At 43.7% G+C, this 16,515-nt stretch carries 13 protein-coding genes and 1 other annotated feature; of the genes, 6 read left to right on the top strand and 7 right to left on the bottom strand.

Annotated features, from left to right (window positions below; genetic code table 11):
* Positions 1-10: 10 nt before the first annotated feature.
* Complete coding sequence (locus JUE95_RS07125; protein WP_203650275.1) at positions 11-1,183, bottom strand: DUF998 domain-containing protein; 1,173 nt, start codon at positions 1,181-1,183, stop codon at positions 11-13.
* A gap of 160 nt (positions 1,184-1,343) precedes the next feature.
* Between JUE95_RS07125 and JUE95_RS07120 the strand changes: the two genes are divergently transcribed.
* The 6 genes from JUE95_RS07120 (at position 1,344) to JUE95_RS07095 (ending at position 8,256) form a co-directional block, all read left to right on the top strand.
* Positions 1,344-3,254, top strand: a complete 1,911-nt coding sequence (locus JUE95_RS07120; RefSeq protein WP_203650274.1) for a heavy metal translocating P-type ATPase — start codon at positions 1,344-1,346, stop codon at positions 3,252-3,254.
* A 90-nt stretch (positions 3,255-3,344) separates the two neighbouring features.
* The gene (locus JUE95_RS07115; RefSeq protein ID WP_203650273.1) at positions 3,345-3,590 is read left to right on the top strand and encodes a heavy-metal-associated domain-containing protein; all 246 of its coding nucleotides are present in this window, start codon (positions 3,345-3,347) and stop codon (positions 3,588-3,590) included.
* Positions 3,591-3,602: 12 nt separating this feature from the next.
* Complete coding sequence (locus tag JUE95_RS07110; RefSeq protein WP_203650271.1) at positions 3,603-4,169, top strand: ferritin-like domain-containing protein; 567 nt, start codon at positions 3,603-3,605, stop codon at positions 4,167-4,169.
* 458 nt (positions 4,170-4,627) lie between these two features.
* Positions 4,628-5,809, top strand: a complete 1,182-nt coding sequence (locus JUE95_RS07105) for an MFS transporter (RefSeq protein WP_203650359.1) — start codon at positions 4,628-4,630, stop codon at positions 5,807-5,809.
* Between the two features lie 215 nt (positions 5,810-6,024).
* Positions 6,025-6,387: a helix-turn-helix domain-containing protein gene (locus JUE95_RS07100; protein ID WP_373305676.1), complete on the top strand. Its 363-nt coding sequence runs from the start codon at positions 6,025-6,027 to the stop codon at positions 6,385-6,387.
* A gap of 480 nt (positions 6,388-6,867) precedes the next feature.
* On the top strand, positions 6,868-8,256 hold the full coding sequence (locus JUE95_RS07095) for an amino acid permease (RefSeq protein WP_203650268.1): 1,389 nt from the start codon (positions 6,868-6,870) through the stop codon (positions 8,254-8,256).
* Positions 8,257-8,385: 129 nt separating this feature from the next.
* On the opposite strand, the gene JUE95_RS07090 is transcribed toward JUE95_RS07095, so the two are convergent.
* The 6 genes from JUE95_RS07090 to JUE95_RS07065 form a co-directional block, all read right to left on the bottom strand.
* Positions 8,386-8,685 (bottom strand): hypothetical protein, encoded by a 300-nt coding sequence (locus JUE95_RS07090; RefSeq protein ID WP_203650266.1) that lies wholly within the window; start codon positions 8,683-8,685, stop codon positions 8,386-8,388.
* 61 nt (positions 8,686-8,746) lie between these two features.
* Entirely contained in the window at positions 8,747-10,066 is a 1,320-nt protein-coding gene (locus JUE95_RS07085) for a replication-associated recombination protein A (protein ID WP_203650358.1), read from the bottom strand.
* 148 nt (positions 10,067-10,214) lie between these two features.
* The gene (brnQ, locus tag JUE95_RS07080) at positions 10,215-11,621 is read right to left on the bottom strand and encodes a branched-chain amino acid transport system II carrier protein (RefSeq protein WP_203650264.1); all 1,407 of its coding nucleotides are present in this window, start codon (positions 11,619-11,621) and stop codon (positions 10,215-10,217) included.
* A 160-nt stretch (positions 11,622-11,781) separates the two neighbouring features.
* Positions 11,782-12,018, bottom strand: a binding site (T-box leader).
* Between the two features lie 94 nt (positions 12,019-12,112).
* Positions 12,113-13,441 (bottom strand): enolase C-terminal domain-like protein, encoded by a 1,329-nt coding sequence (locus JUE95_RS07075; protein WP_203650263.1) that lies wholly within the window; start codon positions 13,439-13,441, stop codon positions 12,113-12,115.
* A gap of 74 nt (positions 13,442-13,515) precedes the next feature.
* Positions 13,516-14,511, bottom strand: a complete 996-nt coding sequence (locus tag JUE95_RS07070) for a D-isomer specific 2-hydroxyacid dehydrogenase family protein (RefSeq protein WP_203650261.1) — start codon at positions 14,509-14,511, stop codon at positions 13,516-13,518.
* Positions 14,512-14,535: 24 nt separating this feature from the next.
* A complete protein-coding gene (locus JUE95_RS07065; protein ID WP_203650259.1) occupies positions 14,536-16,182 on the bottom strand; it encodes a mannitol dehydrogenase family protein in 1,647 nt (548 codons plus the stop codon).
* Between the last annotated feature and the right edge of the window lie 333 nt (positions 16,183-16,515).

Below are 16,515 nucleotides of genomic sequence, written 5' to 3'. Positions count from 1 at the left end.
ACTCCGGTCTCTAAACGCCTTGGTCCGCACTCTGTTTCTTTGCCTTTACATAAAAAACCCTCGTCCCAGTATCAATCAACTCCTGCAAAAATTGCAGCAGCAACAGTACCCAGCCGAACGCCAAACCAAAGCCGATAATTTCGTACGCCGTTAATGATAAATAACCCACGAATTTAAACAGTACTTCAGCAGCTACTAAAATTAAACCAACCGCGTAAGACATCTGCAAAAAGGCCTTTGGCATTTTAGGCAGCAGCCAACGAATACCAACGATTAAAATAATGATGAAGTATACCAAAAAAGAAGCTAGGCGGTCATGAATCACGTGAGACACAGCATTATTGGGGAAGAAGCCCACCGCACCGAGGTCCACCGCCATTGCCGTCAGCAGTACCCGTAAAATCAATAGTCTTACCGAGTGCGGGTAAATCGCATTTAATGAAACGAAGATGTAGTCAATCAAAGCCACCATGATCAGCGCTGAAAACATCAACGTGATATTAAATTGCCAGCTGTTACTTGCCAAATGAGTCCCTAGGAAGCTGAGATTATACTGCCACCACTTACGAGTACCATTAGTCGCCATTGCGATCACCGCCCCGCTCACAATCACCAGTGTAAAGAGCCGGACTAAGGTTCGTGACGAGATTGCGAAGGCCGCGTATATCATCAGATAATTAATCATACCTTCAAAGATAAAGAAAATAATGGTTGATGTTAATCGGTCAAAAGTGGCGCCGGCGAAAATCGTGCCTAGGAGCCAAAAGACCCCTACCAGGGCTAATCCCAAAATAACCGCGAAGGATAAGATGACCACCGGAAAGTTCCGCCAGTAAATGTTCGCCGAAAACGTATTCGTTTGATTACGCCGTTCACGAATAAAAAAGATAGCGAACATTAATGTTCCTATTACTACACCACCTAAAATAACCGTCGTTCCTAACGATGTATTCCCACTTAACGGAATTTGGTTCTTATTTTTCACCGCAAAAAAAATGTTAAAGACCAGTGCACCGAGCATTGCTGGCGCAAGGTACCACCACAGTGATATTTGCTGAAACAACGACATCTCACTGGCTTGAGTAGTCAAAACTGCATCAGTGTTGCGCAGCTCTATTTTGACGCTGTCAGCATCTTTCACCTGCAGCTGTTCCACTACCTTATCCGGTAATTCAATTTTCATATTAATTCTCCCAAAGATTATTGTCTGAACCCATTTTGGGATAATTTAATAAAATTCGCAAGTTCTTTCGATTTTTTTACCGAACTTGACCTCCGTCAATTAACACTAAGCTAATTCGCTTTAAACTATAGACAATCAAATGATTAAAGGAGCGATCGATATGAAGTTTCAACGGTATATTCAAAAACACCAAAACCAAATCACACTGGCAAGTGCCATTCTAATCGCGATTGGTTTTGCAGGTAAGTACCTTCTAAAGTCAACTATGGTGTATGACTGGGCGTTCATCCTGGCCTCAATCATCGCAGCTGTACCGATTATGATTCACGCTTACCAGTCCTTACGCGTTAAGGTGATCAGCATTGAACTACTGGTCAGCATCGCGGTTGTCGGAGCTTTCATCATTGGCGAATATAACGAATCTGCTATCGTGACCTTCCTATTCTTATTTGGGAGTTACCTCGAACAGCGGACGTTATCCAAAACTCGTCAGTCAATCAAGTCATTGACACAGATGGCACCAGAAACAGCGATTATCCTTCACGATGACGGCACCCAAGAAGAAGTCGACATCGATGACGTTGATGAAGGCGACCACATCATGGTGAAGACTGGTGCTTCCGTTCCAGTCGACGGCAACATTGTTTCCGGTTCAGGCTATCTAGATGAATCCGTCATTACCGGTGAATCAAAAGCAGTTGCTAAGACCACTGGCGACTCCGTTTACTCCGGCTCAATCTTAGGTAACGGAACGTTAACCGTCGAAGCCACTAAAGTTGGTGAAGACACGACTTTTGGTAAAATTATTGAATTAGTTGAAGACGCACAGGATGCTAAGTCACCTGCCGAATCCTTCATTGATAAATTCGCCCAGTTCTACACCCCAGCAGTTTTGATCATCGCCGTTCTGGTCTACATTTTTACCAGAGATTTTCCAACTGCCATTACCGTCTTAGTGCTTGGCTGCCCAGGTGCCTTGGTTATCGGTGCTCCAGTTTCCAACGTGGCTGGTATCGGTAACGGTGCAAAACGCGGCATCCTACTTAAAGGTGGTGCCGTCATGGACGACTTCGCTAAAGTTGATACCTTTGTTTTCGATAAGACCGGTACGTTAACCCTTGGTAACACTGCCGTCTCGGCGGTTAAGAACTACGCCGACGATACGAATGAAGCATTAGCGCTGGTTGCACGAGCTGAACGGTTATCCGATCACCCACTGGGCAAAGCCATCACCGATTATGCAACTCACGAGAAAGTTTCCTTTGAACAATTGGACGTTGCCGAAAATGACACAGTTAAAGGCCAAGGCCTCACCGCTACCATTGATGGTCACCACGTTCTAGTTGGTAACCTGAAGATGATGAACGCTAATAACGTTGCTTTAACTGATACTCAAAAAGCCGATTTAACCGATGTTCAGCACACTGGCAGTTCAGTGGTTATGGTCGCTGTTGACGGTGCACTGAAATTAATTCTCGGTGTATCTGACACCATCCGTCCAGGCATCAAAGAACAGTTGCAGGCATTACGTAATCACGGCGCCAAGCACTTAGTTATGCTGACTGGTGATAACAAGATCACCGCTCAATACGTTGCTGAACAAATTGGCTTAGATGAAGTTCATGCTGAACTCTTACCCGAAGAAAAGGTTGATTACATTAAAAAGTTCAAGGATCAGGGCCGTCACGTTGCCTTTGTTGGCGATGGCATTAACGACAGTCCGGCAATTGCTACCGCTCAGATTGGTATCGCAATGGGTAGCGGAACCGACGTTGCCATTGAAACTTCCGACGTTGTCCTCATGCAATCCAGTTTTGAAGCACTGGTTCACGCCTACTCACTTTCTAAGAAGACCGTTATCAACACCAAGGAAAATATCGCTATCGCCATTGGCGTTGTTATCTTCCTGCTAATTGGTTTAATTCTCGGCTTCATTTACATGGCCAGTGGTATGTTCGTCCACGAAGCAAGTATCTTAGTCGTTATCTTCAACGCAATGCGGTTGATCGGTTACGGCAAGATGCCAACTCAAGCACAAAAAGCTGCCACTCAAAAAACTTCGCTAACTTGATTTACGTCAATTTCAAATCAGGTCAAAGCGACTAAACTATAGACAATCAAAGAAATCAAGAATAACAAAAACAAAAAGGAGATCATTATTATGACAAACAAACGTGTGATTTTACAATTAGATGGCTTGACCTGCCCATCATGCATGACCAAGATTGAAAGTGCTTTGGCACATCAACCAGGTGTTGAAAAAGTGAAAGTTTTATTCAACGCCAGCAAAGCCAAAGCCGACTTCGATGACAGCAAGGTCTCCGCTGAAGAATTAGGCCAAGTGGTTGATAAGTTAGGTTACGAAGTTAAGAAGATCAAAGTTAAAGACGAAGTAGCAGCCAAGTAGGAGGAATATGATATGACGACAGATGTTAAAGATTTAGTAGAAGAAAAGTACCAAGCTGAAGTTAAGCAAGCTGACATTGATCACCACACCCCCACTGCGGGTGCTATGACCGGCCACATCGTTTCTAACTTACGCATCCTGGATGTCAAACTTCACCAGGCAAAATGGTTCATGAAGGGCTTTGAGGCCGCCGCCGTTCGCCCACTGTATGACGAACTGATCGACCAAGCCCGAAAAGATTATGACATGGTTGCTGAAGCCCTGTTAGACGAAAATGAGCTGCCACCTTCGACCACTGAAGAATACAGCAACTACAAGATGTTAGACGAAGACGGCCGTAACAAGTACCTCACTACTTCCGAAATGGTTGACATTACTGCTCATGATTACAACACTGAAAACCTGTTCGTGACCCGAGCAATCAAGTTAGCTGAAAAAGAAGACCGGCCAGCACTAGCTGCTACGTTGACCACCCTATTAAAGCAAAACAACCACGCCATTCAGCAGCTACAAGCTCTCTTAGGTAAGACTGCCTGGGAAGGCCTAGTTGAAGAAGACGATGATGATGACGATGATTAAACAAAACGATTAAATTAAATGGCTGACTGCGAGTAGCCGATTTAATACCCTTTACAGAAGAAATCCGGTACCAGTGATGGTAGCGGATTTCTTCTGTTTTTAAAATGATTGATAGTTGTCGTATAATTAATGATTGGACGTTAATTAAAAGTAGGTAAATTGGTTGTTCCAATTCAAGCATGGCTGATTTACCATTGATGTTCACTTAATAAGAGAATTGAGGATTTAATATGACCTACCAGATTTTTCATTGGTTGATTGTGCGGACGGAGAGCCCTTTTTTACTGTGAATAGAATATGCTATCTAGCTGAAACGTGCTACAGCAGGCAGAGACTTGCACCTAAGAACGTACTAACTAAAATCCAAAATCGGGATTTTTGTCAGTCCGCTCTTAGGCTCCAGTCTCTAACCGCCTGCTTTCGCACTCTATTCTATTTGAAAGAAGCTTCTTTATATGATGAAAGAACCACAATCAATTTCACGCAAAACCGTCTTACTCATGGCGATTACCACCGGTATTATCGTCGCTAATTTGAACTTTATCCAACCCATCGAGGGATTAATTGCTAATGATTTTCACCTTTCTAAAGCCATTGTTGGTGTGCTGGCCATGCTGACACAAATGGGCTACGCTGTTGGCCTATTATTAATCGTTCCTCTTGGCGATATTTTTGACCGTTACCACCTGATTCAATTCATGATGGTCTTATCGATCATTTCTCTGTTAATTGCGTTCATGTCACCCAATGCGATGATTTTTGCGATTGCAACCACTCTCATTGGTATCACTTCAGTGGCACCGCAAATTATTATCCCGTACGCTGGCTTTCTCGCCCCTGCAATGCAACGGGGAAAAGTACTGGGAACCGTCTTAAGTGGCCTTTTGACCGGGATATTATTGTCACGGTCTTTCAGTGGCTTGCTTGGTAGCATCGTCGACTGGCAATACATTTATCTGATTGCAGCAATAATGGATCTTGTCCTATTGCTGATTGTGCATCGAACAATGCCTCGAGATCCCCGAGGCCATCAAAACTTGAGTTATGCCAATGTCATTAAATCGTTGCCCCGTTTGTTCACCACTCAACGTCGACTACGTGGTTCTTCGTTAAATGGATTTACCATGTTTGCAGTTTCTAACGTCATGTGGTCAACCATCGCGTTCTATTTGGCTGATCAATATCATCTAGGTAGTAACGTTGCTGGATTATTGGGCCTATTAGGAATTGCGGGTGTCCTGGCTGCCCCTTATATCGGGGACTTAGTAGACCACCGCTCACCACGGCTGACAATTGGTCTATCCGTCTTTTTCTCCAGTTTAGCCTTCCTACTATTCTGGTTGATTGGCCATTGGATGATTGGTCTAATCATTGGCATCATTCTGCTGGATCTAGGAACTCAGTTCAGTCAGGTCTCAAACCAGGCAATCGTTCAATCCTTGAACCGCAAAGAAAGCAGCCGCAACAATTCGATCTTCATGTTTAGCTACTTCCTGGGTGGCTCATTAGGAACGCTATCGGCCACTTGGGCTTGGAGCGTTGCAAAGTGGAACGGTGTTTGTCTTGTGGCTGTCGTTTTCTTAGTCATTGCCTTACTTGGACATATAATTTTAAAAGAACCAGAAAAATTACACGATTAAAAAATAGGCTCGCGCTTGTCTGTCAAAATGGCAGAGAAGCGCGAGTTTTTCGGTTGCAACCTTCCCATCCCTGATGTAATAAGAGTTTTGGTCCCCGTTGCAACTACCAGTTGCGCAAATATTAGTTGAATCGTGCGTTATTTGTTACTTAATTTGCGTGTTTTCCACTTGTTTTACGAGCATAATCAAACTAGAAAAAACAGAGAGGAGACTTCATCATGAAATTTGCAGAACAACTTAAAAAATTACGTACCGAATTACATCTATCACAGGACGACCTGGCAGCTCAACTTTTCGTCTCCCGTCAGGCGGTCTCAAAATGGGAAAATGGCGATGGCACGCCGGATCTTAAAACACTGGTCAAGTTAGCCGAGATATTGCACGTTAGTCTAGACACTTTAGTTCTTGGAACCAAACCAGCTACTGGAGACCACATTGATTCTTCGGTTTTTGTGTATAATCCAACAACGGGCATATATGAGCGTCGCCGTGGTGTGATGAATTTTTGGGATTTTCTAGCCCAGTACTGGTGGACAGTTATTGCACTGATTACGATTATTGGTATTTTCTTCTTTTAACACAATTATTAAAATAATATGTGAAAGCTGTTTAATTTTCTAATAATATGTGCTATTATCTATTATAAATTTAATACAGGATGCAATGAAGAGAAGAGTAGAGAAATTAGTAAAGTTGCAAAGCGACCACCGTTGGTGAAAGGGTGGACAAGAACGTTTCTTGAAGATGAGCTCTGAGCAGTTATCAAAAGTGAAAGCTTGCGGTACGTGGGAAACACGATAAAATTCCGGGCATGTTTGTGCCTTTGAGGTAGCGGTGGCAACACCGTTACGAATAAATGGGTGGTAACACGATTAGAAGTCGTCCCTGTGCAGAATCAATCTGTGCAGGGACGACTTTTTGTTTGGAAAGCGGGGAATTCATATGCTTGAATTTAGTTTAAAAATAACTCGAGATAATGTCAGAATCGTTTCGTTTCAGAGTACCTGAGGATTGAGCAGTAGTTTTACTGATTATTAATGATTTAAGGAGGTCAATGTATGTTGAAAACGGAAAAAATTGAGATTAACAAGGATGGGACCCGCCGCGGTTTATCCAACATTGCGGTTCAAATGATCGCGTTTGGCGGCTCAATTGGTACCGGACTCTTCTTGGGTGCCGGCAGCACGATTCACCGAACTGGACCATCAATTTTATTAGTTTATTTAATCATCGGCGGTTTCTTCTTTCTCATGATGCGGGCAATCGGCGAAATGATGTACTCTGATCCAGACCAGCACACCTTTGTCTCGTTTATCAGAAAGTACGTTGGTTCAAGACCGGGTAAATTTGCCGAATGGAGTTACTGGTTTGAACTGATTTTAGTTGCTAACGCTGAATTAATTGCCCTGTCAACCTACGTCAAGTTCTGGTTCCCGAATAGTCCTGCCGCTTTGGTTCAAGTGGGCTTTTGGGTGGTTTTAACCGGTGTTAATGTTGCAATGGTCAGTTCATTCGGCCGTTCGGAAACGTTCTTATCCGGAATTAAAATTTTAGCCATTATTGCCCTGATAATCGTCGGTATTTATTTGGTGTTCACGCATCACCAAAACCCTGCTGGCACCCACGCATCCTGGGGTAATTTAACTAACAACTTCACGATGTTTCCAAACGGATTCCACCAATTCATCATGGCTTTTCCAATGGTCTTCTTTGCCTTTCAGGGAATGGAATTTGTTGGGATCACCACTGCCGAAACCAAGGATCCTAAGCACGTTTTACCAAAAGCCATCAACCAAATTATTTTCAGAATCCTGCTATTTTATATTGGTTCGCTGGTAGTGATTATGGCAATCACTCCTTGGCGTTCTTTGAATCCATCTCAAAGCCCGTTCGTTCAGATTTTCACTCTCGCTGGACTACCAGCTGCTTCCCAGGTAATTAACGTAGTGGTTATCGCTGCCGCAATGTCGACCTTGAACAGCTCCATTTTTTCAACTGGTCGCCACTTGTATCAACTGGCGTTGGAATCACACTCTAAACGGCTGAAGCCGTTTACGAAAGTTTCTACCAACGGGATTCCAATCGTTGCGGTACTGTTCTCAGCAGCTTGCATGCTATTCGCCCCAATCATCAGTTCATTCAACGCTCTAAGTACAGCGTTTACTTTCATGGCCTCCGTTTCCAGTGATATCTACATCCTGGTCTGCATCCTGACGATGGTGGCACACTACAAGTATCGCCATTCCGCCGATTTCCAGAAAGACGGGTTCAAGATGCCCGAATACAAATGGTCCAATCCTCTGACCGTTGTCTTCTTCATTGCCATCTTCGTGAGCTTATTTTTCAGTCATGCATCAATGTTGCCGGCTATCGGCGCCATTATTTGGGCAGTTGGCTTTAATTTGCTGCTTAAGCGTGACGATGGATTAAACGTTAAGTATCAATAATATTATTCGAACTTAAACACAGGCGTCCCAGCTATATTGGCTGGGACTTTTTTGGTTCAAAAAAACCGCTAAAGCACATTTCACCTTTAGCGGTTCGATCTTTTTCGTTTCAATTTTATAACAAGATTTCTAACGGAAAATAACGTTATTAATCCCCATAATATTCATGACGTATAATATCAAAATTAGAGCATTAACCACCGCTGAAATCAAGATAATGCCGTAAGAAAATGTGGCAGTAAAGAACCCAAAAATGATTGGATTACGGTATTTTTTCCGGTGATACGTAAAAGTCCAAACCAGTAACAGCAGTGTTGCAACAGCCTGGACAACTATCCCCAGTGCGTATACCCCCATTGAGCCTGATCTGACCTGAAAGAAATAAGTAAAAGCAGTAATAACATCCGTAACAATGGCTAACAGCGTCATGCGCTACCCCTCCCTGTAATTGGTAGTTCTATTATACATAACCTATCGCAAACGAGCTATATTAGCCATTTTGCTGATGCCAGGCCTTAATTTGAGCAAGCCGTTCTTTAAACCGTTTTTCATGCCCTTCGCTGGTTGGTAAGTAGTATTCATGACCCGCCACGGATGGTGGCATTGTTTTCATCGTTGTCAATTTATCCTTAGCATTATGAGCCAATTTATAGCCTTCTCCATAACCCAAGTCCTTCATCAGCTTAGTCGGCGCATTGCGAATCTGCATCGGCACGGGATCATTAGCCGTTTGTTTCACATCCTTAGCGGCAGCCAGTCGAGCCTTATAAACTGCATTAGACTTGGGTGCAAGCGACAAGTACGTGACGGCTTCTACTAAATGTACGTCACACTCAGGCATCCCCAGAAATTGACAAGCCTGAAAAACGTTGACTGCAACATTCAACGCATTCGTATCAGCTAAACCCACGTCCTCGCTGGCAAAACGCACTAGCCGTCTAGCGATATACAGCGGATCCTCGCCACCCTCTAGCATCCGTGAAAGCCAATAAATGGCGGCATCCACGTCACTGTTACGCATGGATTTATGCAGTGCCGAAATAATGTTGTAGTGTTCTTCACCGTTCTTATCATAAAGGGAAAACTTTCTGGTAATTAGCTGGCTGAGGTCACCCATAGTGACCGTTGTGGTATTTTCCTGCTTGTCACCGTTCAAAATGGCCATCTCTAAGGTATTTAGGGCGGTTCGGGCGTCTCCATCAGCAAAATTTGCAATGGCCTGAATCTCATCCGCAGTAATTTTGATGCTTTCCTTGCCGTAACCAGCTGGATTACTGAGCGCATGATTAAGCAAAGTGACGATGTCTGTTTGCTTTAATTCGTGGAGCACAAAGACTTTACAGCGGGAAAGCAATGCCGAATTCAGTTCAAAAGAAGGGTTCTCCGTCGTTGCACCAATTAAGATAATGCTGCCCCGTTCAACGTATGGTAAGAAGGCATCTTGCTGTGCCTTATTAAATCGGTGGATTTCATCAATAAACACAATTGTCCGTTGGCCCACTTCACGATCCAATTCAGCCTGCTTCATAATCTTTTTAATCTTACTAATACTGCTATCCACCGCACTGAAACTTAAGAAGCTGGAGTGTGTCTTATGGGCAATGATTTCAGCTAAGGTCGTTTTTCCAACACCGGGCGGGCCCCAAAAAATCATCGATGAAACTTGATCGGATTCGATAATTTCACGTAAAATTTTCCCCTTGCCAAGAAGGTGTTGCTGGCCCACGAACTGATCTAAATCTTTTGGCCGCACCCGGCTGGCAAGTGGGACATTCTGCGATTGATTCGAAAAAAGCGATTCTTGATGCATCATTGATCCACCTGCCTTTATTTTCTCTAACTATACTTTAATTATACGCTTAACCCCCAAACTTATGCCTTTTCTTCATCTATTTATGGGAATCAAAAAGGAGGTTAGCCAAGGCCAACTCCCTCTCAACATAACAATGAAATTCTAATTAATGGTTGTGAACTTCTTGGGATGCAACACTTCGACGAGCAGCAAAAACCGGACGTAATACGTGCACACCCAAACCAAGTACTAAACCAACTAGAGCTGGTACCACCCAGTCCATACCAAGATTGGCGAATGGCAGCACGCTTTGCTGGAATCCAGCAACTGCTTTACCAAAACCGCTTTGACTGACAACGGCTGGGAAAGCATCCACCATGTCGAAGAATGCTGGTACGGCGGTGCAGACAACAACGAATGCGTAAACGACACCATCACGATGGAACAGTGGTGAAAAGACTGACAGCAAGATCAGTACCATGGCAAATGGGTAAAGGAACATCAACATTGGTGTTGACCATGCGATGATGGTATCCAAACCAAAGTTAGCAGTTAAGAACGAAGCAACACACATGAAACCTAACCATTGACGGTAACTTACGCGACTGAAGTGCTTGTGGAAATCTTGAGCGAACGCTGCAACCAAACCGATAGCGGTGGTCAAACAAGTCACTGTCAGCAACGTTGCCAGCAAAGCGTGACCAAAGGTGCCTAAGTAGTAAGTAACTAACTGGTTAAAAGCAACCCCGCCATCTACAGAAACTTTGTATTTACCTAAAGTTGTTGCACCTAAGAAAATCAAACCAACGTAGATCACACCGATCATAGTAGTAGCGAGTACTCCTGCACGGGCAGTCACTTTAGCATTACTCTTTGGCGTCGTCTTACCAAGTTGACTAACCGCAGTAACGACGGTAACACCAAAGGCTAATCCGGCTAAGGCATCCATTGTGTTGTAACCTTGTAAGAAGCCGTTAAAGAATGAAGCGTGCTGATAAGCTGTGGTAGCAGCCATCTTGCTAACATTTCCCATTGGATGAGCAAAGCCCATTGCAAAGACCGCGAAAAGCATCAGCAAGAAAACCGGATTGAGCACTTTACCAACACTGGTCATAACGTTAGATTCCTTGTATGAAACGAGGAAAGCAGTGCCGAAGAAAAGCACTGAGAAAACGAGTAGACCAACGTGTGCCCAGCTTGTAGGAAGCAGTGGCTGAACCCCAACTGAGAATGGAATCGTGGCTGTCCGTGGTGTCCCAAACAGTGGTCCGATAGTGGCGTGAATCATAACCATAAACGCCAGTGCGAATGCTGGACCCAGAGGACGGCCAATGTCATAGACACCCTTTGACCGGGTAACGGCAACGGCCAGCACTGAAAGCATTGGCAACAGCACCGCGGTAACTAGGAAACCAACCGTTGCCATTCCCCAGTGAGCGCCGGCTAACTGCCCAAGATGAATTGGGAAAATCAAGTTCCCAGCACCGAAGAAGAGCCCGAATAGCATTGAGCTGACGACTAAATATTGTTTAACTGATAACGGTTTTGGATTTAAATCTTTGACCTGTTCCATGATTGAAGACCTCCGTAATATGTGTATGATTGCTAGATAATTGTAAGTTCATTTGAAGCTGACTAATATGACTAATCTGATCTTCCACGGAAACCACCACCTTTATATATTTGATACGCTATGTAAACTAAAAAGCACCCTCAGTCCACATTCTGTGTGAACTAAGGGTGCTTCTGCACTGTACCACCTTATTTTGTTATTTTATCGCTAAAATAACCTCTTCACGTACAGTCGCTAGGACGATACGCTAACTCGATAATGGGAGTGCCCAACGTACGTTACTTAATTCGGTACGTCGCTCAAAAGGGATATTCACCGTTCAACTCTGACTTCCTCTCACCTAACGAAGCTCGCTTACAGGTGCTGAACGGCTACTTAACTTTCTCATAGCGTTTTTAATTTAGTTAACAAAACCAATACTAATCACTTTAAATGAGAATGTCAACATTAAATTTTAACCTTTTTATCACTAGTAAGTTAGATTATCCTCATTAGCGAACCATTGCCGGCCGTTTAGGATCGAATTTCCAGCCTGGAATTAAATACTGCATGGCTGCAGCATCATCACGGGCACCTAGCTGATTTTCAACGTAGAGTCGGTTGGCCTCCTTGATGGCATCTAAATCAACTTCAATGCCTAATCCTTCATTGGTCTTAGGAACAGCCACTGCCCCATCATGAATTTCATAAGGATTCTTAGTGAGGAACTGACCGTCTTGCCAGATCCAGTGCGTATCAATGTCAAAGATTCGTCCTGGGGCTGCCGCAGCAGCGTTTACTGCCATTGCCAATGAAATATCAAAATGGTTATTAGAATGAATTCCCCAGTTCAGTCCGAAAGCATCACAGAGTTGTGCTACTCGAACTGAGCCAGCCATCGTCCAAAAATGCGGATCAGCTAGCGGAATGGAAACGGCGTGCAGCTCCAGCGCATGTGCCATCTGGCGCCAATCGGTATCCACCATGTTAGTGGCAGTCGGCATATGTGTTCGCTGTTGAAATTCTGATAAAATTTCCCGGCCTGAAAAATCGTCTTCTGCACCACAGGGATCCTCAATATAGTGGAGTACATCTTTCAACTCATCCGCGTAATGCAAGGCATCTTTCAGTAACCAGCCACCGTTGGGATCAAGATCCAGCTTAGCCTTAGGAAAGGCTTGGTGCAAAGCTTTCATGGTCTGTACTTCAGTTTCACCATCAAAGACGCCGCCCTTTAGTTTGAAAGTCTTAAAACCATAACGCTTATAAGCTGCCTGCGCCAATTTCACAATGTCTTCCGCAGTCGTGGCCGGCTGCCGACGTAATCTGCCCCAATCATCGCTTTGATCATCGTCTGTTAAATACGGCAAGTCCGTTTTTTGACTATCACCAATATAAAACAAGTAACCTAACACGCCAACTGATTCGCGTTGCTGCCCATCACCTAATAACTGGGCCACTGGAACGTGAAAATGCTGCCCGATGAGGTCCAGAAAAGCTGTCTCCACACCCGTAATAGCGTGGATGGTTGTTCGCTGATCAAAAGTCTGCTGACCGCGGCCACCAGCATCTAGATAGCCAAATTGACGCTTCATTTCCTGCAAAACTTGCTTGTATTCACCTAATGATTTACCAACGACCAGCTCTTTAGACTGCATTAAAATATCGGTAATGGCCGTTCCACCAGGGACTTCACCAACACCAACTTGATCAGTATTGGTCGTTAATAAAACGATGTTACGGGTAAAAAATGGCCCGTGAGCCCCGCTTAGATTAAGCAGCATACTATCATGACCGGCAACTGGATACACCGCCATCTGACTAATTTTTACGTTCATCATACAAGACCTACCCATTTATTTTTAAAATAAAAAGCAGGAAAAATCGCTGCCGATTTTCCTGCTTCATTGACGTTTTATTTAATATCGCCGGTTAATTCACGAACTAACGGCTTGCCAGCAACGATGTTCTTCACGTCGGAGACACACTTCTCACCCATACCGTGCAGGCACTCGTAAGTGTATGCAGAAGTATGTGGAGTAATCAAGAAGTGGCTGTTCTTCAGGAATGGGTGGTTGGCACGAACTGGTTCAACTTCCATTGTATCAGCAGCGTAACCAGATACCTGACCACTTTCAACGGCAGCCAGCATTGCCTTTTCATCAATTAAAGCACCACGGGCATGGTTCACGAAGTAAACACCCTTCTTGACCTTCTTCAGTGCATCAGCATTGATCATATGAGTGTCGCCCTCATTCAGTGAAGCGTTCAATGAAATGTAGTCACACTTGCTGAGTAATTCATCTAACTCAACGCGCTTAACAGAAGGGTTAGCTTCGAACCAGCCTTCTGGTGCATGTGGTTCTGGATCGTTGATCATCACAGTGCCGCCAAAGACTTGGAATAATTCGGCCACACGGCTACCAATGTTACCACAGCCAATGACACCAAACGTCTTGCCACTGAATTCATTCCCCATAAATTGGGCCCGATCTTCGTAGTGGTCAGCTTTGATGCGTTCTGAGGATGGTACCGCCTGACGGGTTAAAGCCATCAAATTAGCTAGCGCGTTTTCAGCAACGGCGTTCCGTTCAACCAACGGTGGTACGATGGTAACCTTTGTGCCATGCTTCTTAGCAGCTGCTAAATCGATGTTATTGTAGCCAATCCCATGACGAGAGATCAAGAGCAATTCATCCTTGTTTTCAAAGAAGTCTTCTTTGAAAAATGGCGTCACACTAGAAATGATAATGTTATAGCCCTTTAATTTTTCAGCCAGTTCTGGACCTGGAATGTCAGGATCAAGCATGAAACGATCAACCTTGCCGATCTGTTCCAGTTCCTGCCAATGTTCCTTGAAAACTTGTCCAAAACTACTTGAGTTAACTACCGCAATATTATATTCCGTCATCCGTGATTTCTCCTTCAAATATTATTAATCAGTTTGTTTTGCTTTTGATGCAAGCGTATCTTCCAAAGTCTTAACAATGGCACCTTCACCTGCAAGCATCTGCTTGAAGTAGGCTTCAACTTTGTCGCCTAAACCTGCCTTGTAAAGATCCAGGCCAAAGATACCTGTGTTGCTCAAGATTCCCTTAACGGCATCGTGAACATCCACATCGCTGCTGCCTAACTTAAAGCCAGCAACCTTTTCATGTAATTCATCATACATTGGATCTGGACTTGGTTCAAATGTCTCACCCTTATCGTTGATACCCATCAGGTAACGTAACCAGGTAGCGATAACCAGTGGAATAAAGTTTAAGTCCTTAGTGTCACGACTAGGATCATCAACGTAGTGCTGAATGGTGACACCATAACGGACGCTTAACTTCTGCGAAGTATCAGTGGCAATCCGTTGAGGGGTATCTGGAATGTAAGGGTTAGGCAACCGCTTAGTGACCAGTTCGTCGATGAACTTTTGTGGGTTGATAACCTTTGGATCCTTAACAACTGGCAAACCTTCAACATAACCAATTTGTTTGATCAAGGCAACCAAGTCTTTGTTTTGTAATTCTGAAGAAATTGACTTAAAGCCTAAGATACTCCCATAGATGGCCAAGGCAGTATGCAATGGGTTCAAGCAGGTTGTAACTTTCATTTCGTCAGCTGCGTTAACCGTGTCACGGTCTGTCATGATAACGCCATCGGTTTCAAATGCTGGACGACCGTTTGGAAAATCGTCTTCAACAACTAGATAATGAGCCTCTTCAGTGTTAGTGAAGGCCGCAATGTTAGTGTGCTTTGGTGTATGCAAAATATCAGCGTCCTCAAAGCCATCCTTCTTAAGAGATTCAGAAATCGTCTCAGATGGGTTTGGTGTGATCCGGTCGATCATTGAAAGTGGGAAACCAACCTTCTTAGGATCAGAAATGTAATCCATGAAGTCTTGACCGACAAATCCCTTATCCTGCCAAGCTTTAGCAATTGTCAGAACACTTTCCTTCAAACGGTCACCGTTTTGCGAGAAGTTATCGGTACTCATCAAAGTAATTGGGGTTGCACCGGCATTAAACCGTGCGAACAATAGACTAACAAGCAATGACATGTTGTTTTCTGGCTTAGCTGGACCGTTTTCAAGATCGCGGGCAACTGGTGGGAAGTATTCTCCGGCACCGTTCTTTAAATGATAACCCTTTTCAGTAATCGAGAATGAAACAACCTGCAAGCTGTCCTTTTCAAAAATAGTCTTTAATTCTTCAAAACCAGAAGCATCTTCGGTAGCAGGACCAGCATAAATTGCTTTAGCAACTGAGCCAAACAATTCACGATCCTGGGTACCATCAGCCTTAGTGATCACACGAAGAATGCGGTTATTGTATTTACCGTAAATCTGGTTGGTGACAGTATCATCGTACGTTTCAGCAACAATAATACCCGTGTCAGCTTTACCGGCATCAATTAAATGGCTGGCAATCCCAGCGTGAAATGCACGGAAAAGATTCCCGCCACCAAAATGAACCCAACGAGGTGATTCTAATGTTTTAGCCGCAACATCTTTATCGTTATATTTTGGAACTTTAATAGCCGCTTTGTCAAAAGCTGCTTGATTGGTTGAATAATCATCGGTAATTTTAACCATAACTTATTTTTCCTCCAATTAAGATGAATTCGTAAAGCAGTAACTGATATACTAGTATGCCTGAATACGCTTTCAGTTTACCATAAATTGCCTGTCTGTCAAACAATAATCTCGCAATTTAACTCTAAAATAGCTAGTTTTACTAAATTTTACAAGATTTCGGACTAAATTGCCGCCTGATTTCTAACTCAATGACTTTCTGAAAGCTCGATATCCAGCTTCATTACTGCTTTCTTAAATGAACTCGCTTTCATATTTTCTAACTGGTATACTTACTCAGTAATGAATTAAAATGCTCGTTTAAAAATAAACTCATATATTTTAGGATGGTGA

The organism is Secundilactobacillus yichangensis, from assembly GCF_016861565.1.
In the GTDB taxonomy this organism is placed as follows: domain Bacteria; phylum Bacillota; class Bacilli; order Lactobacillales; family Lactobacillaceae; genus Secundilactobacillus; species Secundilactobacillus yichangensis.
The sequence above is the reverse complement of the archived record's forward strand: the minus strand, read 5'-3'. Positions and strand labels throughout refer to the sequence as shown.

Excerpts from the sequence above, each read along its gene's own strand:
- JUE95_RS07065 (WP_203650259.1), bottom strand. The coding sequence starts at position 16,182 with ATGGTTAAAATTACCGATGATTATTCAACCAATCAAGCAGCTTTTGAC.
- brnQ (WP_203650264.1), bottom strand. The coding sequence starts at position 11,621 with ATGGAACAGGTCAAAGATTTAAATCCAAAACCGTTATCAGTTAAACAA.
- JUE95_RS07125 (WP_203650275.1), bottom strand. The coding sequence starts at position 1,183 with ATGAAAATTGAATTACCGGATAAGGTAGTGGAACAGCTGCAGGTGAAA.
- JUE95_RS07115 (WP_203650273.1), top strand. The coding sequence starts at position 3,345 with ATGACAAACAAACGTGTGATTTTACAATTAGATGGCTTGACCTGCCCA.
- JUE95_RS07075 (WP_203650263.1), bottom strand. The coding sequence starts at position 13,441 with ATGATGAACGTAAAAATTAGTCAGATGGCGGTGTATCCAGTTGCCGGT.
- JUE95_RS07070 (WP_203650261.1), bottom strand. The coding sequence starts at position 14,511 with ATGACGGAATATAATATTGCGGTAGTTAACTCAAGTAGTTTTGGACAA.
- JUE95_RS07085 (WP_203650358.1), bottom strand. The coding sequence starts at position 10,066 with ATGCATCAAGAATCGCTTTTTTCGAATCAATCGCAGAATGTCCCACTT.
- JUE95_RS07095 (WP_203650268.1), top strand. The coding sequence starts at position 6,868 with ATGTTGAAAACGGAAAAAATTGAGATTAACAAGGATGGGACCCGCCGC.
- JUE95_RS07120 (WP_203650274.1), top strand. The coding sequence starts at position 1,344 with ATGAAGTTTCAACGGTATATTCAAAAACACCAAAACCAAATCACACTG.
- JUE95_RS07090 (WP_203650266.1), bottom strand. The coding sequence starts at position 8,685 with ATGACGCTGTTAGCCATTGTTACGGATGTTATTACTGCTTTTACTTAT.
- JUE95_RS07105 (WP_203650359.1), top strand. The coding sequence starts at position 4,628 with ATGAAAGAACCACAATCAATTTCACGCAAAACCGTCTTACTCATGGCG.
- JUE95_RS07110 (WP_203650271.1), top strand. The coding sequence starts at position 3,603 with ATGACGACAGATGTTAAAGATTTAGTAGAAGAAAAGTACCAAGCTGAA.